The sequence below is a fragment of the Limimonas halophila genome, from assembly GCF_900100655.1.
Classification (GTDB): Bacteria; Pseudomonadota; Alphaproteobacteria; order Kiloniellales; family Rhodovibrionaceae; genus Limimonas; species Limimonas halophila.
In genome coordinates this window covers 519,825-541,305 of sequence record NZ_FNCE01000001.1, presented here as the reverse complement: position 1 = coordinate 541,305, position 21,481 = coordinate 519,825, and the positions used below count along the sequence as shown (strand labels likewise).

18 protein-coding genes are annotated in these 21,481 nt (G+C 70.3%); 11 read left to right on the top strand and 7 right to left on the bottom strand.

Translation table 11 applies throughout. The annotated features are described in order from the left end of the window. Window positions 1-61: 61 nt before the first annotated feature. Together BLQ43_RS02495 and BLQ43_RS02490 are read left to right on the top strand one after the other, a co-directional pair. Window positions 62-880 carry a metal ABC transporter permease gene (locus tag BLQ43_RS02495; protein ID WP_090018524.1) on the top strand — a complete coding sequence of 273 codons (819 nt, stop codon included), beginning with the start codon at window positions 62-64 and terminating at the stop codon, window positions 878-880. A 137-nt stretch (window positions 881-1,017) separates the two neighbouring features. After that, window positions 1,018-1,557 carry a superoxide dismutase family protein gene (locus BLQ43_RS02490; protein WP_176758476.1) on the top strand — a complete coding sequence of 180 codons (540 nt, stop codon included), beginning with the start codon at window positions 1,018-1,020 and terminating at the stop codon, window positions 1,555-1,557. A gap of 2 nt (window positions 1,558-1,559) precedes the next feature. Here the strand turns inward: BLQ43_RS02490 and BLQ43_RS02485 are convergent, their stop codons facing one another. Both BLQ43_RS02485 and BLQ43_RS02480 read right to left on the bottom strand, forming a co-directional pair. Next, window positions 1,560-2,990, bottom strand: a complete 1,431-nt coding sequence (locus tag BLQ43_RS02485) for a PAS domain-containing sensor histidine kinase (protein WP_176758475.1) — start codon at window positions 2,988-2,990, stop codon at window positions 1,560-1,562. Between the two features lie 128 nt (window positions 2,991-3,118). Then, on the bottom strand, window positions 3,119-4,345 hold the full coding sequence (locus BLQ43_RS02480) for an MFS transporter (RefSeq protein ID WP_090018521.1): 1,227 nt from the start codon (window positions 4,343-4,345) through the stop codon (window positions 3,119-3,121). Window positions 4,346-4,458: 113 nt separating this feature from the next. Here BLQ43_RS02480 and BLQ43_RS02475 point away from each other — a divergent pair, with 113 nt between their 5' ends. The 7 genes from BLQ43_RS02475 to BLQ43_RS02445 all read left to right on the top strand — a co-directional run bounded on the left by BLQ43_RS02475 (window position 4,459) and on the right by BLQ43_RS02445 (window position 14,521). Continuing rightward, the gene (locus BLQ43_RS02475; RefSeq protein WP_090018520.1) at window positions 4,459-5,364 is read left to right on the top strand and encodes a DMT family transporter; all 906 of its coding nucleotides are present in this window, start codon (window positions 4,459-4,461) and stop codon (window positions 5,362-5,364) included. A gap of 67 nt (window positions 5,365-5,431) precedes the next feature. Further along, window positions 5,432-7,219: a chloride channel protein gene (locus BLQ43_RS02470; RefSeq protein ID WP_090018519.1), complete on the top strand. Its 1,788-nt coding sequence runs from the start codon at window positions 5,432-5,434 to the stop codon at window positions 7,217-7,219. Between the two features lie 132 nt (window positions 7,220-7,351). Then, a complete protein-coding gene (locus tag BLQ43_RS02465; RefSeq protein WP_090018518.1) occupies window positions 7,352-9,721 on the top strand; it encodes a tetratricopeptide repeat-containing sulfotransferase family protein in 2,370 nt (789 codons plus the stop codon). Window positions 9,722-9,948: 227 nt separating this feature from the next. Continuing rightward, on the top strand, window positions 9,949-10,497 hold the full coding sequence (locus BLQ43_RS02460) for a DUF4402 domain-containing protein (protein ID WP_176758474.1): 549 nt from the start codon (window positions 9,949-9,951) through the stop codon (window positions 10,495-10,497). 130 nt (window positions 10,498-10,627) lie between these two features. After that, the gene (locus tag BLQ43_RS02455) at window positions 10,628-11,455 is read left to right on the top strand and encodes a fimbrial biogenesis chaperone (RefSeq protein ID WP_090018516.1); all 828 of its coding nucleotides are present in this window, start codon (window positions 10,628-10,630) and stop codon (window positions 11,453-11,455) included. Between the two features lie 187 nt (window positions 11,456-11,642). After that, the gene (locus BLQ43_RS02450; protein WP_090018515.1) at window positions 11,643-14,072 is read left to right on the top strand and encodes an MSCRAMM family protein; all 2,430 of its coding nucleotides are present in this window, start codon (window positions 11,643-11,645) and stop codon (window positions 14,070-14,072) included. A gap of 80 nt (window positions 14,073-14,152) precedes the next feature. After that, on the top strand, window positions 14,153-14,521 hold the full coding sequence (locus BLQ43_RS02445; protein ID WP_090018654.1) for an Mth938-like domain-containing protein: 369 nt from the start codon (window positions 14,153-14,155) through the stop codon (window positions 14,519-14,521). Here the strand turns inward: BLQ43_RS02445 and BLQ43_RS02440 are convergent. Beyond that, window positions 14,510-15,175: a phosphoribosyltransferase gene (locus tag BLQ43_RS02440; RefSeq protein ID WP_090018514.1), complete on the bottom strand. Its 666-nt coding sequence runs from the start codon at window positions 15,173-15,175 to the stop codon at window positions 14,510-14,512. The genes BLQ43_RS02445 and BLQ43_RS02440 overlap by 12 nt on opposite strands. Window positions 15,176-15,276: 101 nt before the next feature. Here BLQ43_RS02440 and BLQ43_RS02435 point away from each other — a divergent pair, with 101 nt between their 5' ends. Next, window positions 15,277-16,299 carry a hypothetical protein gene (locus tag BLQ43_RS02435; protein WP_090018513.1) on the top strand — a complete coding sequence of 341 codons (1,023 nt, stop codon included), beginning with the start codon at window positions 15,277-15,279 and terminating at the stop codon, window positions 16,297-16,299. Window positions 16,300-16,302: 3 nt separating this feature from the next. Here the strand turns inward: BLQ43_RS02435 and BLQ43_RS02430 are convergent, their stop codons facing one another. Then, window positions 16,303-17,289 carry a ribose-phosphate diphosphokinase gene (locus BLQ43_RS02430; protein WP_090018512.1) on the bottom strand — a complete coding sequence of 329 codons (987 nt, stop codon included), beginning with the start codon at window positions 17,287-17,289 and terminating at the stop codon, window positions 16,303-16,305. Between the two features lie 130 nt (window positions 17,290-17,419). Between BLQ43_RS02430 and BLQ43_RS02425 the strand changes: the two genes are divergently transcribed. After that, a complete protein-coding gene (locus BLQ43_RS02425; protein WP_090018511.1) occupies window positions 17,420-18,379 on the top strand; it encodes an SAM-dependent methyltransferase in 960 nt (319 codons plus the stop codon). A 1-nt stretch (window position 18,380) separates the two neighbouring features. On the opposite strand, the gene BLQ43_RS02420 is transcribed toward BLQ43_RS02425, so the two are convergent. The 3 genes from BLQ43_RS02420 to BLQ43_RS02410 form a co-directional block, all read right to left on the bottom strand. Continuing rightward, window positions 18,381-19,100 carry an SDR family NAD(P)-dependent oxidoreductase gene (locus BLQ43_RS02420; protein ID WP_090018510.1) on the bottom strand — a complete coding sequence of 240 codons (720 nt, stop codon included), beginning with the start codon at window positions 19,098-19,100 and terminating at the stop codon, window positions 18,381-18,383. 108 nt (window positions 19,101-19,208) lie between these two features. Further along, window positions 19,209-19,961: a substrate-binding periplasmic protein gene (locus BLQ43_RS02415; protein ID WP_090018509.1), complete on the bottom strand. Its 753-nt coding sequence runs from the start codon at window positions 19,959-19,961 to the stop codon at window positions 19,209-19,211. A gap of 120 nt (window positions 19,962-20,081) precedes the next feature. Next, window positions 20,082-21,434, bottom strand: a complete 1,353-nt coding sequence (locus BLQ43_RS02410) for a dihydroorotase (RefSeq protein ID WP_090018508.1) — start codon at window positions 21,432-21,434, stop codon at window positions 20,082-20,084. Window positions 21,435-21,481: the final 47 nt, after the last annotated feature.

Sequence of the window (21,481 nt, the reverse complement as noted above, 5' to 3'; positions counted from 1 at the left end):
CGACTTGTCGTAGGTTCCGCTCAATGAGCGTCCGTATGAACCAGCAGGAGGCCGACCCAGTATGATTTGGGAAGCCGCGTTCGTCTGGCGGGCGATCATGGCCGGCGTGGGCGTGGCGCTCGTCGCCGGGCCGCTGGGGTGCTTCGTGGTGTGGCGGCGCATGGCCTATTTCGGCACGGCGCTGGCCCACAACGCCTTCCTGGGGATCGCGCTGGGCGTGGTGCTGGGCATCGACCCGATGTTCGGCATCGCGGCGGCGGCGATCGTGGTGGCGCTGCTGCTGGTGCTGCTCCAGCGCCAGCACGTGCTGGCCGACGATACCCTCATGGGCATCCTGGCCCACGGCGGCATGGCGACCGGGCTGGTGGTCCTGAGCTTCCTCACCGGCCTGCGCGTGGATCTGCTCACCTACCTCTTCGGTGACGTGCTGGCGGTGAGCTGGACGGACCTGCTGTGGATCTACGGCGCCGGGGCGGTGACGCTGGGCGCGCTGGTGGCGCTGTGGCGCTGGCTGCTGATGGTGTCCGTGCACGCCGAGCTGGCGGCCGCCGAGGGCATCCCTGTGCTGCTGGTGCGCCTGGCCTTCATGCTGATGCTGGCCGTGCTGGTCGCCATCGCCATGAAGATCGTGGGCATCCTGCTGATCACCTCGATGCTCATCATCCCCGCGGCGGCGGCGCGGCGGCTGGCCGACACCCCGGAGACGATGGCCGTCTACGCCGCGGGCGCGGGCGTGCTCGCCGTGCTCGGCGGCATGGCGGGGTCGATGACCTGGGACATTCCCTCCGGCCCCGCGATCGTGGTCGTCGCCGCGATTCTGTTCGCGCTGGCGCAGACCGTCGGCGGCCTTCGCGGCCTCGTGCGCCGCAGCGCCGGCTGAGCGCTGCGACAGGCCGCCCCATCGTGGTCCCACGCCGGGCTGCCTAGGTTCGCGGCATGATGACCCGCGGGACGACGAGCCGCCCCGCGGCCGCGCTTGGCGCCGTGGCGAGCGCGGCCGCGATCCTGGCAGCCCCGATGGCGACGCCGCAGCCGGCCGCCGCCGGTTCAAGCGGCGACACGCAGGGCGCCAAAGTCACGATCCATCGCATCAGCACCGAGGGAACCGGCAAGGCCGTCGGCACGATCACGCTGCGCGACAGCCCGCACGGCCTGCTGGTGATCCCGAACCTGAAGGGGATGGGCAAGGCCCGGCCCCACGCGGCGCACGTGCACGAAAACGGTACCTGCGCCCCGGCCGAGCGCGACGGCGAGATGGTCGCGGGCGCGGCGGCCGGCGGTCATTACGACCCCGAAGGCACGGGCGCGTACACCGGCCCCTACCTGCCCGGGGCGCTCGGCGACCTGCCCAACCTCTACGTCGAGCCGGGCGGGCGCTCGACCATCCCGGTGCTGGCGCCCCGGCTCTCGGTGTCGGACGTGCGCGGCCACGCGCTGATGATCCACGCCATGCCCGACCGCTACGGCCCGCGCACGGCCGACGACGGCGGCCACGGCGACCACGCCCACAGCCACGGCGGCACGCGCGCCTACTGCGGCGTGATTCCCGAGGGCTGAGGTTAGGCGGTCACTTCGCGCTCGGCGGCAGAGGGCGCCATCACGCGGCCGGGCGGGAACCGGAGGGTCACGGTCGTCCCCGCGCCCGGCGTGCTGTCCAGGTGCAGTTCGCCGTCGTGCAGCCGCATCAGCTTGTGGCAGATCGCCAAGCCGAGCCCGGTGCCGCCGGCCCGGTCGGCGGAGACGCGCTCGCGCCCCTGCTCGAACGGTTCCAGGATGCGCGCCTGATCCTCGGGCGGAATGCCGACGCCGTCGTCGGCGACCGTGATCGCCAGCCAGCCGGCGGCATCAGTGGCCGCGCGCACGCGCACGCGGCCCCCCGCCTCGGTGAACTTGACCGCGTTCGTCAACAGGTTGGCGACCATCTGGCGCAGCGCGCGCTCGTCGGCGAGGAGCGGCGGCGCCTCGGCGGCCACGTCGAGGTGGACGCCGGCGCGGTCGGCCTGGGCCTGCACCATGCTGCCCGCGTGGCGCAGCACTTCCGCCGTGTCGACGCGGCGCGGGTCGAGTTCGTAGCGGTCGCTGTCCAGGCGCGACATGTCGAGCAGGTCGTTGATAAGCGCCAGGAGGTGTTCGCTGCTGGTGTGAATGTCGGCCGCGTAGGTGCTGTAGCGGTCCAGATCGTCGCCCATGACGCGGTCGCGGATAACCTCGGCCATGCCCAGGATGGCGTTCAGGGGCGTGCGCAGCTCGTGGCTCATGCGGGCCAGAAAGCTGGTCTTCGCCGCGTTGGCCCGCTCGGCGCGCACCCGCTCGTCCTCCAGGTGCGCTTCGCGGCGGTGCTGCTCCCACATCTGGCGCGAGACGTCCCGCGCCACGCCGACAAACCGGGTGGGGCCGCGGCGTCCGGGCACCGGCACGATCCGGACGTGCCAGTAGGAGCCCGCCTCCGGCACATCGAGCTGTACGACCCGTTCCGCCGCCGCGTCGGCGTGGACCTCCCCGACCACCGGTTCGATGGCGGCGGCGACGCCGGCGGCCACCATCTGAGCAAGCGGCACCCCGGTTCCGGGATCGTCGCCGCGCAGGAACGCGGCCCGGAAGGCGGGATTGGTGCGTTCCACCACCAGCCCGTCGCCGGCGGCGCGCAGCACGAAAATGGCGTCCTGCACAGTCTGGAAGATCGTTTCCGCCTGCTCGCGCTCGCGCAGTTGGCGCTGCAGCGCCATGCGCGAACGCACGAGGTGGAGCGCGATCGCCGCCCCCAGCAGGTTCACCGTGGTTTCCGGGATTTCGCCTTTGATCGGGTTGGGAAACACGCCGGTTTCCAGCCACGCGGCCAGTTCGAACGCCTGATGAACCGCCATCAGCCCGACGAAGACGGCGACCACGGCGAACCAGGCGGTGCGCGTGCGGACGCTCGCGACGACGCAGTACACCCCGATCCCGATCAGGAACACCCCGGGCAGCAGTGTGAAAACGGCGACGCTCATGCGGACCCACGACGCACGACACCCCCGGCGCGTCATCCCGCGCCGGTGAACGGGTTAAACCACCATACCGGAAATCAAGGTTCGGTTAAAATTCCCGGTGTGGTTTCGTGCAGCGGGTGCAAAACCGGTCAGGCCGCCGTTCGCGTGCGCAAAGCCGGCTGCAGGCCAGCCAACAAGGCCGCCGCGCCCATGGCGTACGCGGCGAAGATGAGCGCCACGCCGGGGAACCCGAGCCCGGCGTCCAGCAGCCAGCCGACCAGGACCGGGGCCACGGCGCTGCCCAGCACGACGAGGGTCTGCACCAGCCCGCGGATCGCGCCCAGGTGCGCGGTGCCGTAGACCTCCGCCCAGAGCGCGCCCAGCACGGTAAAGCTCGCGCCCGCGGTCACGCCCGCGAGCGCCAGGTACAGCGGCAGCACCCAGCGCGCCTCGCCCACCGCCACGATGGCGAGCCCCGCCGCCAGCGGCAGCAGATAGCCCGGCAGCACGCGCCGGGTGCCCAGGCGGTCGACGAGCGAGCCCGCCATCAGGCCGCTCAGCGTCGTGGTCGCGGCGAAGGCCACGTAGCAGGTCGCCAGCCAGGACAGGCTCCAGCCCTTCGCGTCCATCAGCGCGACCTGGTGGAAGAACATGCCCGTGATCACCACCGGGGTCACCAACACGCACAGCGCCAGCGCCGTGAACAGCGGGTCGCGCGCCACGCCCCCAAGGGAGCGGTCGCGCTCGCGCGCGGTCGCGCTGGCTTCGCGCGCCGCGCGCTTCTCGCCCTCGGGGCGCCCGCGCCGAAGCAGCCACAGCATCAGCGCCGGCAGGCCCACCAGCAGCACCGTGCCCATCGCCAGCCAGCTGCCGCGCCAGCCGAGCGCGCCGATCATCACCACCGCCAGCGCCGGCAGCACGGCCTCGCCCGCCGGATGCCCCAGCGCGGCGAGGCTCACGGCCTTGCCGCGGGCGGTGGTGAAGCCGCGCCCCATCGCGGTACTGGACAGGTGCGACAGCAGCCCCTGCCCCGTCAGCCGCAGCGTGAAGAACGCCACCACCAGCCACACGGCCGAGGGCGTCAGCCCCATGAGCACGCACGCTGCCGCAGCCGCCACGCACACCGCGAGCGTGTAGCGCTCCAGCGACATGCGGTCCATCAGCCGTCCAAAGGCCGTCAGCGTCAGCCCGCTCGCCAGGGTCGCACCCGAGTAGAGCGCGCCGTAGGCGGTGTGGGAGAGGTCGAAGGCCGCCCGCAGCTCGCCCCCGAACATCGCGATGAAGAAGGTCTGGCCGAAGCTGGAGAAGAAGGCGGCCAGGAAGCCGAAGGCCAGGAACCACGGGTTGGCGGCGATGAAGGAGAGGTAGCTGCGCACGAAAAACTCCGGAACCGGGCGTCCGCCGGGTAGCCGGTGCGCGGTCGGGCGTCAACGCCGCCCAGTCACCCCAGGGTCGATCCCGGAAGCATGATGTGCTTGCCTCCCGTGTCATGAGCCAATCCACCGTTTCCCGGGAACCGATCGCCGCCGCCTATGCGGGCGTGGCGCTCGCCGTCGCGGCGGTGTCGACCAGCGCCGTCCTTGTGCGGCTCGCCACCGCGCCCGCGCCCGTGATCGCCACCTACCGGCTTGCCTTCGCCGTGGCGCTCATGGCGCCCGTCGTGCTCGGCTGGCACCGCCAGGCCCTGCGCCGCGTGAGCCCGCGCGACCTGGGGCTGTGCCTGATCGCGGGCGTGTTTCTGGCGTTCCACTTCGTCGCCTGGTTCGAATCCCTGGCGCTGACGACCGTGGCCAGCTCGACCGTGCTGGTGACCCTGCAGCCGCTCTTCGCCTTCGTGGGCACCTGGCTGCTGTTCGGCGAGCGGCTGCCGCTGCCGGCGCTGCTGGGCGGCGTGCTGGCGATCATGGGCAGCGGGATCATCGGCTGGGGCGACCTGCGTATCGCCGGGGAGGCCTTCACGGGCGACGCGCTGGCGCTCTTCGCCGCGATGCTGATTTCCGCCTATTTCATGGTCGGGCAGTCGGTGCGCCAACGCCTGGACCTCATGCCCTACACCTTCCTGGTCTACGGCATGGCGACGGCGGTGCTGCTGGTCTACGACCTCGCCCAGGGCCACGCGCTCGGCGGCTACCCCACGGCCGACTGGGTCATCTTCCTGGCGATGGCGGTCGGGCCGACGCTGCTCGGCCACTCCATTCTGAACTGGAGCGTGAAGTGGGTGGGCGCGTCGGTAATCGCGGTCGCCATCCTCTTCGAGCCCGTGGGCGCCTCGGCGCTGGCCTACGCCGTTCTCGGAGAGGTGCCGGTGGCGACGCAGTACGCGGGCGGCGCCGTGATCCTGCTGGGCATCGGCATCTTCATGCATTTCCGCGTGGGCCGGGGGCGCACCCGGTGATTGCACCGCCGGGCTGAATCGCGCATCCATCCGCACGTTCGCAGACAGCGCGAAGGACCCCGCCCGCATGCACATCCCGCACGCGCCCCGGATGCGCCGCTGGCTGATGCGCCTGACGTCCAAGCGCGCGGCGCGGCACGAGCGCGTGCTGCTGCTGGTGCTGGCGGTTGTCGTCGGGGCCGCGGCCGGGGCGGCGGCCGTGCTCTTCCGCCTGGGCATCGAAGGCGCGCAGAGCGTGGCCCTGGGCTTTCCCGACGCCGCCATCGCGGCGCTGGTTGTGGGCCAGCCGTGGTGGCGCATCCTGCTGGCGCCCGTCGTCGGCGGGCTGATCGTGGGCATCTTCGTCCACCGCTTCATGCCCGACCGCCGGCCCCAGGCCGTGCCCGAGGTCATCGACGCAGCATCCGATCCCAACCGCGACCTGGGCTTCGTCACGGGGCTCAAGGCGGCGGCGGTGAACGTGGTCTCCATCGGCTTCGGCGGCTCGGTCGGGCGCGAGGGACCGATGGTCCACCTGGGCGCGATGCTGGGCAACCAGATCGCGCGCTGGCAGGCGCTGGGCCGCGCGTCCACGCGCACGCTGCTCGGCTGCGGCGTGGCGGCGGGCGTCGCGGCCTCCTTCAACGCACCCATCGCCGGGGTCTTCTTCGCGCTGGAGGTGGTGCTGGGCCACTACGCCATGCGCGCCTTCATCCCCATCGTGATCGCTTCGGTCACGGGGACGATGATCTCGCGCGCCTACTTCGGCGGCCACGCCACCTTCCAGCTGATCGAGCAGTACAGCATCGCGTCCTCGTGGGAGTTCCTGGCCTACCCGCTGCTGGGGGTGGCGAGCGGGCTGACCGCCATCGCGCTGATCTTCGCGGTGATGAACGTGCGCCCGGTGCTGCACCGCCTGCGGCTGCCGGTGTGGCTGCATCCGGCGGCCGGGGGCGTCGGCCTGGGCGTGATCGCGGTGCTCGGCCTGCCGCACGTGCTGGGCGTCGGCTACCACGCCACCAACCAGGCGCTGGCGGAAGCCTACGCCTGGGAAATGCTGCTGCTGCTTGCCGGAGTAAAGGTGTTCGCCACCGGCATCTCGCTGGGCACCGGCTGGGGCGGCGGGGTGTTCTCCCCGGCGCTGTTCATCGGCGCCATGCTGGGCGGCGCGTTCGGCATCGGGGTGGCGGAAGTCACCCCCGGCGTGGCGGCGAGCCACGGTGGCTACGCGGTGGTCGGCATGGGCGCGGTCGCCGGCAGCGTCCTGGGCGCGCCCATCTCCACCATCCTGATGATCTTCGAGCTGACGGGGAACTACGAGCTGACCGTGGCGGTGATGTTCGCCACCGTTATCGCCAACGAGCTCGCCACCGATCTCTACGCACGCTCACTGTTCCAGAAGCAGCTTTCCCACCGGGGCGTGACGCTGCGCGGGGGCGAGGAGGACGCCGTGCTGCACGGCGTGCTCGTGCGCCGGCTGGTGACGCTCGACTGCGCCACGGCCAAGCGCACCACGCCGGTCGAGGAGCTGCGCGCCGGGCTGCATCATTCGCGCGTGCCGGTGGTCTTCGTGCTGGACGACCGCCAGCGCCTACAGGGTGTGGTCACGGTGCGCGATCTGGCGAACGTGGACGAGCACGAGCCCGGCGGGGCCGCGCTGACCGCCGGCGACATCATGGAGCGCCCGCCCCCGCTGCTGACGCTGCACGACGACCTGGCGCAGGCGCTCGACCTCTTCGGGCTGACCAAGATGGGCAGCCTGCCCGTCGTGGAGGACCGCCGCGGCGGCCGCTTCATCGGCGCCCTGCGCGGCGAGGAGCTGATGCGCGCCTACCACGACGCCCTGCGCCAAGTGCGCGAGGAAGAACACGGCTGAGCCGCTTTCCTTGAATGCCGCTTGCGTGCACTCTATCGGGGTAGAATACACAAAATCACGTGACAGCGGTGGGCGTCGCGGGCCGCTCGTGGAACCGCCACGCGCCACGCCAGGAAGGAGAGCCCGAACGCCATGAGTTCGAGCAGCCAGGTTCCCCTGGAAGAGGCATTCCAACTTGCTCGCAAACACCGCAATGCGGGCAACCTGATCGTCGCCGAGCGCGCGTATCGCGACATTCTGGAGAGCACGCCCGACGAGCCCGACGCCCAGTTCGAACTGGCGCTGGTGTGCTGGTCGCGGGGCAAACGCCAGGAGACGCGCGACCTGCTGGACAAGGCCCTCGCCGCCAAGGGTGACGATGCGGGTGTGCTCAACGCTCACGCCGTTGTCTCCCATGAGATGGGCCGGCCAGAGGATGCTGTCGCCGACTGGCGCCGGGCGCTCGAATTGGCTCCGGACAACGCCGGGATGCTCGGGAACCTGGGCCTGGCGCTGGTGACCATCGGGGAAGTCGACGAAGCCATCGAGCGCTGCCGCGCGGCGCTGGCCCTCGACCCCGAGCACACGAGCGCGGCGCTGAACCTGGGCCGGGCGTTGCAAACGAGCGGCCGTCTGCATGAAGCCGTCGAGGTCTGGGAGGATCTGGCCGCGCGCCAGCCGGAGGCGGTCAAGGCGCACGCCAACCTGGGCAACGCCTACCGCGACCTCGGCCGCCCGGTCGACGCCGAAGCGGCGTGCCGTCGCGCCCTGGCCCTCGACAGCGAGTCGGCGCTCGCGCACAACAACCTCGGCAACGCCCTGCTCGATCAGGCCAAGCTGGCGGAAGCGGAAAGCGCCTTCGAACGTGCCACGGAGTTGGCCGCGGACTACAGCGATGCCATCAACAACCTCGGCGTCGCTCGCCAGCTCCAGGGCCGGTTCGAGGACGCGGCCAAGGCGCACCGCTTCGCGCTTGCGCTCGATGCGGACGACGCCAAAGCGCACGCGCATTTAAGCAACGCCCTGCGCGAACAGGGCGAGTTCGCCAAGGCCGAAAACGCCATCCAGCAGGCCGTATACCTCGCGCCCGACGAGGTGGACTATCACCTCCTGCACGCGGAACTGCTGATCGCGGCCGACCGGGCGGACGAGGCGGAAGCCGTCGTCAATCACGCGGTTTCGCTGTCGCCCGACTCAGCACAGGCCCGCACCAAGCTAGCACGCGCGCTCAGCCTCGCCGGCCGGTACCAGGAGGCCATCGACGAAGCGCGTCAAGCGGTCGAGCTGCAGCCCGATCTGGCGTGGACGCACCACGCCCTCGCCGCCGCCCACTTCTGGGCCGGCAACAACGCCGAGGCTGAAGCGGCCGCGCACAAGGCCATCGAGATCGCCCCCCGCTTCGCCCAGGCCTACGTCTGGTTGGGCGATTTCTACCAGATCCTCGGCCGGACGGAGGAAGCCGACCGCTACGCGCGCCAGGCGCTCGAAATCGATCCCAACACGCCGGGCGCCTACATCGCCCTCGCGAACAGCAAGCGCTTCACACCGGACGACCCGGATCTCCGGGCCATGGAGGCGCTCTACAACAGCGCGCGCTCGCCCATCATGCGCGGGCGGCTGTGTTTCGCGCTGGGCAAGGCCTACGAGCAGATCGGCGAGGACGACAAGGCCTTCGACGCCTATCAGGAGGCCAACGATGTCCGCCGCCGCGGGCTGGTGTTCAACCAGGTGGCGCAGCGCGAGCGCGTCAAGCGGATCAAGACCGTTTTCACCCGCGAGTGGCTGGACGAGATGGCCGGCGCCGGCGACCCCTCGCCCGTTCCCGTGTTCATCGTGGGCATGCCGCGCTCGGGCACCACGCTGGTGGAGCAGATCATTTCCTCGCACCCCGAGGTCCACGGCGCGGGCGAATTGCCACTGATGAACACCATCATGCAGGAGACGGGCACGTTCGACCGGGACACGATCGCGCGAATCGGGCCGCGCTACGTTGAAACCGTGCGCCAGGATGCCCCGCATGCCGCGCGCATTACCGACAAGATGCCGGGCAATTTCGCCAACCTGGGCGCCATCGTGGCGGCCATGCCGAAGGCGGCGATCATCCACTGCCGCCGCGACCCCGTGGACACCTGTTTCTCCTGCTTCAAGCAGAACTTCGCGCGCGGGCAGCACTGGTCCTTCGACTTGACCGAGCTGGGCGAGCAGTACCGGCTTTACGCCGATCTCATGGACCACTGGCGCGAGGTCATGCCGGGTCGCTTCCTGGAGGTGGATTACGAGGACGTGGTGGCCGACACGGAAACCATGGCGCGCCGGCTCATCGCTCACGTGGGCCTGGAATGGGACGACGCCTGCCTCGCCTTCCACGAAACCGAGCGCCCCGTCAAAACCGCCAGCAAGATGCAGGTGCGCCAGCCCATCTACGGCTCGTCGGTCGCCAAGTGGCGGCGCTTCGAGCAACGGCTGGAGCCCCTCCTGACCGCGCTCGGCGACCACGCGCCACCGCGAAGCGAAACAACCTGAGGTAGCACCCCATCAATGGTTTACCTTTTCTTAACCGGGGAAGGGGTACAAATATCTCGAAATTGAGCGGTCCGGTGGATCGGCCCGTAGGGGACATGCGCTCTCGGATCGCTCGGTGTGACGGCGCCTTGTGCAACCAATGTGTCGAAGGCACCCTGGCGCATACGTCACGAACGCGAGGAGCCGGGTTTCACCCGGCCGCCCAATTGGCAGGAAGGAGCCAAACCATGAACGTGCGCAAGCTTGCACTGACCAGTACGGCCATCGTCGCGCTGAGCGCCCTGACCGCGGGCCACGCCGTGGCCGCCACGTCCACCGTTTCGGGCACGGCCACGGTCGTCGCCGCCGCCACGGTGACCAACGCCCAGAACCTCGGCTTCGGCAGCTTCACCGCCCCGGCGACGGGCACGGATAACGTGACCGTCGCGCCGGACGGCACGACGGGCGGCTCGCTGAGCACGAGCGGCGCCTCCGCCGGCGCCTTCGACTACACGGCCGGCACCTCGACGGCGCAGCTCAACATGACGCTGAACGCGCTGATCACCACGACGAACAGCACCAACACGCTGAATGTCTCGGCGCTGTCGATCTCCAGCGCCGCCGCCACCGGGACCGGCGGGACCACCACCGCCACGCCCGGCACGGTGTCGCTCAGCACGGTGCTCACCGGCAGCAGCCAGACCGGCATCGGCATCGGCGGCGGCATCGAGGTCACCTCGGGTCTGGCCGACGGCAACTACAGCGGCGATCTCGTGATCCAGGTCACGAACATCTAAGCCGGAACTGCGCGCGTTTCGGACCCGCGGGCGGTATCGGCCGCCCGCGGGTTCGATTCGTTTCGGCCGCTCGTTTACCGAAAAGATGGTGAAACACGTGACCAGGCGTCGCGATTCGGGGAGATCCGGGATGCGCATGCGGGTTCAGGCGGGTCTGCTCGCGGGCTTGGCAGCGGTCATGCTGACGACGCCCGTGCTCGCGCTCAAATTCGCGCCGACCCGGCTCGTGCTGTCCGAGCGCAACCGCACGGCCGTTCTGCGCATCTTCAATTCCGGCGAGGAGCCGGACAGGGTGCGCTTCGAGTGGCAGTTGATGCGCATGGAGCCGAAGACGGGCCTCCTCAAGGAGGTTCCCGACGGCGAGGACCTGCCCGAGGGCATCGAGCCGTCCCACGATTTCACGATCTACGCGCCGCGTCAGGCCGTCGTGCCACCGGGCGGCCGGCAGATCATCCGCTTCATGGTGCGCCCGCCCAAGGATCTGCCGCCGGGCGAATACCGCTCCCACCTCGTCGTCACCGAGGAACCGCAGCAACGAAACGTCGATACCGGAAACGACGACATCTCCGTGACCTTGCGGACGGTTCGTCAAACGACGCTGCCCGTGATCTACCGCCAAGGCGAGCTGTCGGCCGCGGTCTCGATCAGCGACGCCAAGCTCGTCGATCGGAACGGGACGCCCACGCTTCGCGTGACCGTCAATCGGGAAGGCAAGCGCAGCATCTACGCCGACGGCGAGGTGGTCTGGACCGGCCCGCAGGGCGAAGAACGCGTTCTCAGGGATCTGCGCGGGCTGGGCGTCTACCCCGAGGTTTCGGTTCGGGTTTTCAACCACAAGCTGAACCCGCCCGAGGACATCGACCTGTCCGGCGGCACGATCCATTACCGGCTGTTCGAGCACACGGACAACAACCGGCAGGGCCCGTTGCTGGCCGAGACCGAGGTCCGTGTTCCGTGATCCGACAGCGGTAAGGGGTTTTGGCCTGGTCATTTTCATCGTCGCGGTCGTCCTGACCGCGACATCCGTTCGCGCGCAATCGAACGCGCGCCCCTTGCCCGTCCAGGTCGTCGCGGGCGATTTGATCCTACGCCAGTCCGTCTTTGCACGGCAGAGCGAGGGGCGCGTTTATTTTCCATTGCGGGCAATGGCCGACGCGCTCGATTTCGTCATCGAGGTGGAACCGGACAACGCCTTCGCCGAGGGCTGGTTCCTCGCCAAGGACCGCACGGTCTCCTTCGACGCCAAGGCCGGCGAAATCGTCCGCGAGGGCAAACGCTTCGAGGTCGGCCGCGACGCGTTCCTGACCGATCAGCTCGCCACGCGCGGCGAACTCTACGTCGCGCGGCAGGCACTGAACAAAGCCTGGCCCGTGGACCTCCAGGTGGACATGGCCCAGCTACGGGTCTCGGTGAACCCGGCGGAGCCCTTGCCGGTGCAGAAACAGCGCGAGCGCGAGGAACGCCGCGAACGCCTCCTCAGCCGCCGCGGACCACCGGAAAAAGACCTGGAACCGGTCTCTGTTCCCTACGAAACCTGGAGCGACCCGGCCGTCGACCTCAACAGCGAGGTCAGCGTGGACCAGGGCCGAACGGTAGCCAACCACGAGATCGACTGGTCGCAGGATCTCCTCGGGATGTCGTCCAGCGGCCGCGTGCGCCTTCGCACCGACAGCACGCGGGAAGTCACCGACGCCCGCCTGACCTTCCGCCGGTCGGACATCGTCGAACCGCTGCCGTTCGGCGTCGAGGACGTCCAGTTCGGCGACGTCAGCCGGCGCGCCCTGACGCGCGTGGGGGGCCTGGGCCGCGGCCGCGGCATCACGATCTCCGGTTTCCCGCTGGAACGCGCGGAGCAGTTCGACACCACGACGGTCGAGGGCAACGCCCCCACCGGCTTCGAAGCGGAACTCTACCGCAACGGCCAATTGCTGGAATTCCAGCGCATCGGCGACGACGGCCGCTACGAATTCGAGAACGTGCCGCTGCTGTTCGGCAACAACCGGCTTCGGGTGGTGCTCTACGGTCCACAGGGTCAAAAACGCGAGCGCGTGCGCAGCATCAACACCTCGCGCGCGCTGGCACGCCCCGGCCAGACCATCGCCCGCGCCTCCTTGGTGGACGTGGGCAGCGACTTCATCCCGGTGGGGGAGGAAACCCGCGAGGACCGCGCCGGCCTTTCCGCCACGGGCATCGTCGCCCACGGGTTTTCCAAGCGCCTGTCGGGCTTCGGCGCCTTCACCTCCGTGCCCACGCGCGAGGGCACCCGCCAATACGCCGTGGGCGGCGTCAACGCGGCGCTCGGCGGCGCCACGGCGCAGGTGCGGGCGCTCGCCAGCCCGCAGGGCGGTTTCGGCGCGGACGTGCAGGCGCTGCGGCGCATCGGGCCCGTGCGCACCAACATGCAGCTCGGCTATTTCAGCGGTCTGGAGAGCCCCGATCTGGGCTTCGACGACAACGCGACCGAGCTGGACGCCGAATTGACCACGAACACCCCGATCGACTTCGGGTTCACGCGCATGAATCTGGGCGTCTCCTCGCGCTTCAACCGCGACCGCGGCGGCAGCACGCGCTTGAGCGTGCAAAGCACGCAGCGCCTGCGGATCGACCGGCTCCGGATCAGCAACAGCCTCGACCGCAACCTCGGCGACAACGACACCGGGCAAGTCGATGGGAACCTGAGCCTCAGCCGCCGTTTTCGCCCGATCGGCGTTCGCGCCGGTGTCGACTACGCTCTTCCGCTGGCCGCGAACAATGCGCGGCTGAACCTGCGCTACGATCACGGACGCAATTTCAGCCTGGGTGTCGACGTGCGCCAGAGCTTTCAAAACGACGAATTCACGGGGCAAGCCGACATCACCCGGCGCTTTGGGCCGGTGCTTCTCAGCGGCACGGCGGGCTGGAACGAAGACGATGGCATATCCGTCGGGCTGCGGCTCAACGTGGGCTTCGGCCCGACCGGCCACGGCGGCTACGAGGTGGCGGAAGAGGGCGTCAGCAACGACGGGGCCGTGGCCGCGGAGGTGTTCCTGGACGACGACAACGACGGCGAGCCGGATGCGGATGAACGCCGGCTCAAGGGCGTGCGCTTCAGCGGCGATCCGTCGGCGACCGAGCCCACGGACGCCGATGGCACCGCGACGCTGCGGGGCTTCAACACCCTTGACGACCAGGCCATCACGATCCGAACACGCTCCTTGCGCAACCCCTTCTGGCTTCCCAAGCACGAGGGCTACCGCGTCGTTCCGCGCGCCGGCCGGACGCCCAAGCTGACGATCCCGGTGAACCGAACGGGCGCCGTGGACGGCACGGTTCGCATCGCGGAGTCCGAAGAGCCGATTCCCGGTATTCCATTGAAGCTGGTGGATCCGAACGGCGACACGGTGGCGACGACCACGAGTTCGTACGGGGGCTTCTTCGCGTTCGATCGTCTGCGCTACGGGGATTACGAACTCAGACTTGGCGACACGGATGCCTGGACGCTGGTCCAGCCCGTGGAGTTGAGCGTCGATCACGGGTCCCCGGTCGCGTCGCGGCAAACAGTTCTGGTGAACCGTGCGTCCGGAGACGGTGGTTGACGCGGGGAAGACGGTGTTCCGAGCGTTGGTCCGCTTCGGGTAGGCTGTCGGCGGTGAAATCGCCGTGGACGGAGGCCGCCATGGCCGCTGCCGCACCCCGCATCGCCCGCCACGCCTGGGGCCGCGTCGAGATGGCCGACGGGCGGACGTTCCGGGACGCCAAGCTGTATCCCGGCGGCGCGCGGGAATGGGACTGGAGGGAGACGGGCACGCGCCACGAGCCCGGCATCCAGCCGGCCGACGTGCAGGAGCTGCTGGATCACGGCGCGAGCGTGGTGGTGCTGTCGAAGGGTGTGTACGAGCGTCTGCGGACCTGCGGGGAAACGCTCGACCTGCTGCGCCAGCGCGGTATCCCGGTCCACGTGCTGCAGACCGACGACGCCGTGGCCGAATACAACCGGTTGCGGGAAACGCACGCGGCGGGCGCGCTCATCCACTCAACCTGCTGATCCCTCGCCCGCGTTCCGGGCCGCCTCGTCCAACGCCGCCACCACCTCGCGGTCGCCGACCTGGTGGAAGTCGGCGTAGCCCATGCTGATGGCGGCGAACCACTCGGGCTGGTCCAGGCACACCACGCGGTCCGCTTCCCCGTCCATCGCCGCGATCGTGTCCGGCGGACCCAACGGCACCGCCAGCACCACCTCGGCCGGGTTGCGGCGGCGCACCGCCCGGATGGCCGCGCGGGCTGTGGCGCCCGTGGCGATGCCGTCGTCGACGACGATGGCGCTGCGCCCCTCGATGGGCGGGCGCGTGCGGCCCGAGAGGTAGGTGCGCTCGCGCTCGGCGATCACCGCCATCTCGCGCGCGACGGCTTCGTCGATGGCGTCCTGCCCCAGCCCGAAGGCGCGGATGACCTCGCGGTTGGTGACGACCTCCCGTTCCGCCCCGGCGCGGGCCACGGCGCCCATCGCCAGCTCCGGCTGCGCCGGCGCGCCCAGCTTGCGCACCATCACCAGATCGAGCGGCGCACCCAGCTCGCGCGCGATCTTCAGCCCGACGGGCACACCGCCGCGCGGCATCGCGATCACCACGGGATCGGTCAGGGACTGCCGGGCCAGCTCGGCGGCCAGGCGCTTCCCGGCATCGGCGCGGTCGCGGAACATCGTCGCCCCTTCCGGCGGGGTGTGGTTTCCTGCTCCAAGCTGGGTCCGTACCCTACCGAAGCTGCAAGAGCCCCACTTTAATCCGCGTCAAGGCTCGCCGCATGGCGGACGACACAACCACCACAGGCCCCGGCCTCGCCGAGAAGGTCGCGTTCCTGAGCCAGCCGGAGATCTATGCGGACGCGCCGGAAAGCGTGGAAACGCGCGAAACCCACATGGCCTGGGTCTTCCTGACGCGCGAGCACGCCTACAAGCTCAAGAAGCCGGTGCGCTTCGACTTTCTGGACTACACCACGCTGGACGCGCGCCGCCGCGTCTGCCGCGCGGAGATCGAGCTGAACCGCCGCCTCGCGCCGACGACCTACCTGGGCGTGGTGACGCTGCGCCAGCGGCCCGACGGCGCGTTGACGCTCGACAGCCACGGCGAGGTCGTGGACTGGCTGGTGAAGATGCGCCGCCTGCCCGCGGACGGTTTTTTGGAGAATGCGATCCTGACCGGCGAGGTGCCGCGCGAAGCGTTGGCGGATGCCGCCGACCTGTTGGCGCGCTTCTACCGGGACCGGCAGCCCATGCCGCAGGACCCGGACGCTTACCTGGATGGCCTGCGCAGCACGCTCGCCGCCAACCGCGACGACCTGCTGAACGGCCCGGAACACCCCGTGGACCCGGCGCGCATCCGCGCCCTCGCCGACACCCTGGACGCCGCGATCGGCGACCGGCGCGAGCTGCTCGCTGGCCGCGCGGCCCGGCTTGTCGACGGCCACGGCGATCTGCGGCCAGAGCACGTTCACCTGGGCCCGCCGCCCGCCGTCATCGACTGCATCGAGTTCAACAGCGCCTTCCGCCACAACGATCCCGTGGAAGAGATCGCCTTCCTGGGCATGGAATGCGAACGCCTGGGCGCGACCTGGGTCGGCCCCGTCATCCTGAACGCCTACACCGCGCGCACGGACGACGCCCCGCCGGCCGAGCTGGTCGCCCTCTACCGCGCAAAGCGGGCGCTGCTGCGGGCGAAGCTGTCGCTCTGGCACCTGGACGAAGCCGTGCCCAACCCGGACAAGTGGCGCGACCGGACCGCGACCTACCTCGCCATCGCCGAGCGCCACGCGGAAACGCTTGCCTGAGCGTCAGGTTTCCGTGCCCAGCAGCTCCGCCAGCGAGCCGCCCGTCTGCACGCGCGCGATGGCCGCGCCCACCAGCGGCGTAACGTCCAGAACCGTGAGCTTGCCGCGCGCGGCTTCGGCGGTGAGGCGGAAGGCGGGCACGCTGTTGGTCACGATCACCGCGTCGAAGGCGTCGTCGGCCAGGGTGGCGTCCGCGTCCTCGACGAAGAGGCCGTGCGTCGCCGCCGCGATCACGCCGGTCGCGCCCTGCTCGCGCGCGGTGCGCGCCGCGCGCTGGAGCGTGCCGCCCGAGGCAATGAGGTCGTCCACGATCACGGCCGTCGTGCCCGCGACCTCGCCCGCCAGCACGTCGCCCGTGACCACGCCGCGGCTGCGGTGCTTCTCCATGAAGCCGCGCCCGACCTCGCGGCCCAGCGCCTCGGTCAGGTGCCGGCGTACGGATTCCGCGCGCTTCATCCCGCCGGCGTCCGGGGAGATGACGGTGACGTCCCCACGCACCCGCGCCGCCAAGTGGTTCGCCAGCACGCGGTGGGCGTCCAGGTGGTCGGCGGGGATGCGGTGGGCGTTGTCGAAGGCGGCCGGGTTGTGGGCTTCCAGCGCCATGACGCGGCTGATGCCGACCGCCTCCATCATCGCGGCGACGTAGCGCGTCGTGACCGGGTCGTGCGCCTTGGTGCGCCGGTCCTTGCGCGCGTAACAGAGATAGGGCGTCACGGCCGTCACCGAGGCCGCGCCGGCATCACGGCAGGCGCCGCAGAAGAAGAGCAGCCGGCACAACTTGTCGTTGGCCGTGGCCGTGCCGTCGCCGTAGAGGGAATGGAGGACGTAGACGTCGCGCCCGCGCACCGTCTCCAGCGGGCGGGCCTTGTGCTCGCCGTCCTCGAAGTGGCGCTCCTCGTGGTGGCCCAGGGTGGTCCCCAGGTGGCTCGCCACCCCGCGGCCGAAGGGCGCGTCGTCGCCGAGCGCGAAGAGCATCGGCTGATCGGCCATCGCATCCGCTCCGCGTGCTGAACCGCATGAGCATCCTACGTCACGGCGCCACGGCACGGAACGCCCGCGCCTTGCACCACCGCCTGCCACCCCTACATGCCGCACCGGACGGCAGGAGCCAACGCCGAGCATGAGCGATCTCAGGGCCTTCGTCGCGCCGGCCGGGTTCGAGCCAGTGCTGCACACCGAGCTGACGCGGGCGGGCGTGCCGGTGCGGGCGACGCACGGCCGGCTGATCGTCACCGACGCCACCGGCTACCGCGCGGCCTGGGCGCAGGACACCTGGCACGACCCGCGCGAGTTGCCCGCGCCCTCGATCAAGAAGGCGGCGGCAAACCTGCGCGCGCTGCAACGCTCGTGGTGGCTGCTGCCCACCGAGCTGCACCGCCGCGCGCACCTGATCGCCGAGCACCTGCCCCACGTCTCCGCCAAGCCGCTGACCTTCGGGGACGCGCCGCCCACCGCACCGCTGGGCGGCTGGACGCTGCTCGCACCGGATCGGATGCTCGCCGCGCCCACGACCGGCAGCCCCTTCCCCAACGGCGAGCCGCGGTTCGTCGAGGACCGCGACGGGCCGCCCAACCGTGCCTACCTGAAGCTGTGGGAAGCCTTCACCGTGCTGGGCACGCAGCCGGCGCTCATTGTGGGCGCCCAACCCGCCCCCGGTGAGACCTGCCTGGACCTGGGCGCGGCGCCCGGCGGCTGGACCTGGGTGCTCGCCAAGCTGGGCGCGCGGGTGACGGCGGTGGACAAGGCGCCCCTGGCCGACACCGTGGCGGCCATGCCCGGCGTCGCGGCGCGCCGCGACAGCGCCTTTGGGCTGCGCCCGCAGCATGTCGGTCACGTGGATTGGTTGTTCTCCGACATCGCCTGCGAGCCGGCGAAGCTGCTGGAGCTGGTGCACCGCTGGCTGGACGCCGGGCGCGTGCGCAACTTCGTGTGCACGCTCAAGTTCCAGGGCGAGACGGACTTCGACGCCCAGGCCGCCTTCGCCGCCATTCCCGGCAGCCGCCTCATGCACCTGCACCACAACAAGCACGAGCTGACCTGGGTGAACCTGGAAGCCGACCGCCTCGCGGCCACAGGATAACTCACCACGCGATGGGTTCGCCGTGCTGGTCGAAGAAACCGCCGCTCTCGGCGGGCGTCAGGCCGTCCAGCACGGCCAACAGCTCGCCCGCCGCGACCTCGGGCGAACGCACCGTGAGGCCCCGCTTGCTGAAGGGCTGCGTCATCGCCGTGTCGGTCGTGCCGGGATGCAGCGCCACGCACACGGCCTCGCCGCGCCGGCGCGCCAGCTCGATCGCCGCCGTGTGGGTAAGCTGGTTCAGCGCCGCCTTGGCCGCGCGGTAGGCGTACCAGCCGCCCGCGCGGTTGTCGCCGATGCTACCCACCCGCGCCGAGAGCGTGGCGAAGACGCTCTTGCCCTCGCGCGGCAGCAGCGGCAGCAGGTGCTTCATCAACAGCGCCGGCCCCGTGGCGTTTACGGCGAAGGCGCGCTGCATCGCCGCCGGGTCGATGTGCCGCCAACTCTTCTCCGGCTGCATCGTCGCGTCGTGCAGCACGCCCGTGGCGTCGAAGATCAGCCGCGGCGCCGCGCCCGCGTTCGCCACCGCCTCGGCCACGCGCTGCACGCTGGCCTCGTCCGTCACGTCGAGCGCCGGATCGCTCGACCGCGAAAAGCCCCGCACGGCCGTGAAGCGGCCACTCGCGCCCAGCGCCTCGACCATCGCCGCGCCCAGGCCGCCCGTGGCGCCCAGCACGACCGCCACGCCACCCTCGGGGATCGACGGCAATGCACCCTGTTCCATGACCGCTCCCGTGTCCGTCCGCCCGCGATGTGGCGCGAGCGGCGGCGGCGAAAAGACCGGACCGTCCTGGCGGACGGCCCGGCCGGGGAAACGGTTGTGGTGCCGACCTTATTGCAGGCCGTGACGCGCCTGAATTTCGGTGTAGGTGCCGTCCGCGCGGATCGCCTTCAACGCCGCGTTGAAATCACTGACGAGCTGCTCGGTGTTCTCCGCCTTCCGGCTGACGGTCACGTACAGCTTCTTGGAGGAAAGCGCCTTGTCACTGTACGCGAGTTCGCCCTTCAGGCTGCTCAATTTGTTGCTGACCAGATACTTGCCGATCAGCCGGTCGCCCACGGCGGCGTCGATGCGGCCGGCGGCGAGCTTCTTCAGGTTGGTCTTGAAGCTCTCGGCCGCTTCCCGCTGGAAATGATCGGTGTCCAGAAAAGCATCCTGATAGTCGTACCCGCGCACGGTGCCGACCGTCATGCCCTTCAGGCTGTCCAGGCCCGTGTAGGTGAAGCCCGAGCCCTTGCGTGAGATGAAAACGAGTTCGTTGCGGGCAATCGCGTCCGTGAAGGCGAGTGTCTTCGCGCGCTTCTCGTTGTGCCAGACGCTCGTGAGCACCTCGAACTTGCCGCGCTCCGTCATCTTCTTGGCACGGCTCCATGGCATCAGCTTGACCGTGACGTCGTAGCCCGCGCGCTCCAGCACGGTTTTGGCCACGTCGTTGCTGAAGCCCTTGTTCGGCAGCTCCTTGCCCGAGAACGGCGGCCACGACGTGAGCGAGGCGACCGTGATCTCTTCGTTCGCTGCGGCCACCGACGGCATTGCAAGCGCGGCCGCAGTCACCCCGATAACCAGACGGGCTCGTCCAAACATTTGACCTCCCCAGTTTTTCCTTTCACCGGTCTGCCGGCGAGACCACGGTGTGCCCACGGAAAAATTGAGAGAGTCTTAATTTCGGTTAAAAATGATCACCGACGAACACACGTGCCGCGCTTAGCCGGCCGTCCCCGGCGCCAGTGTCTCCTGGAAGCGGGCGGGCCGACCGTGCGGACTTCCCAGGACTTCGCCGTCGCGCGCAATGACTTGCCCGCGCAGCACGGTGGCCACGGGCCAGCCCGTCACGCGCATGCCCTCGAAGGGGGACCAGCCTGCCTTGGACGCGAGCCAGTCGGCGTCGATCGTGCGGTCGGCACGCGTATCCACGAGGGTCAGGTCGGCGTCGTAGCCCTCGGCGACGCGGCCCTTGCCGGCCAGGTTGTAGACCCGCGCCGGCCCGGCGGCCGTCATGTCCACCAGCCGCTCCAGGCTCAGCCGCCCCTCGGCCACGTGGTTGAGCATCACCGGGAGCAGGGTCTGCACCCCCGGCATGCCGGAGGGGGAGTCCGGATAGGCGGCGTCCTTTTCGTCGGCCGTGTGGGGCGCGTGGTCGGAGCCGATCACGTCCACCAGCCCGGAGCGAACGGCGTTCCACAGCGCCGCGCGGTGGCGGGAATCGCGCACCGGCGGGTTCATCTGCGCCTTGGGGCCGAGCTGGCGGTAGCAGTCGGGCGCTTCCAGGGTGAGGTGCTGCGGCGTCACCTCGACGGTCGCATGGTCGCGCGCCCGCGCCAGCTCCGGCAACTCGTCGGCCGTGGAGATGTGCAGCACCTGCACACGCGCGCCGTGCCGGCGGGCCAGCGCCAGGATACGGCGGGTGGCCCGCAGCGCCGCCTCGGGGTCGCGCCAAACCGGATGCGCGCTGGGATCGGCCGGCGAGGCCTGGGCGTGGGGCTTCCGCTCGTCCAGGCGCGCGGCGTCCTCGGCGTGGACGGCGAAACGGCGGCGAACGCGGCCGACCACAGTGTCGAGCGTGGCCTCGTCGGCGACCAGCAGCGGCCCGGTCGAGGCGCCCATGAAGATCTTGATGCCGGCGCAGCCCGGCAGCCGCTCCAGCTCGTCGACATGATGCGCGTTCTCCGCGCTGGCGCCGACGAAGAAGGCGTGGTCCACCCAGGCGCGCCCGGCCGCGCGGTCGAACTTGTCCTGAAGTGCCTCCACCGAGGTTGTCGGCGGCTTGGTGTTGGGCATCTCGAAGATCGTGGTCACGCCGCCGAGCGCGGCCGAGCGCGTGCCGGTCGCCAGATCCTCCTTGTGCTCGCCGCCGGGCTCGCGGAAGTGGACCTGGCTGTCGATTACGCCCGGCAGGACGTGCAGGCCGACCGCGTCGATGGTCTGCGCCGCCGCGGCGTTGGGAAGATCGCCCAGGGCGGCGATCCGGCCATCGCGCACGCCGACATCGCAGGCGGCCGCGCCCCAGGGCGTCATGACGGTGCCGCCGGTGATCACGAGATCGTAGGACTCGCTCATTGCGCGTGCCTCGCCGGCTGCTGGTGTGGTGGACTGTGGCCCGCTGG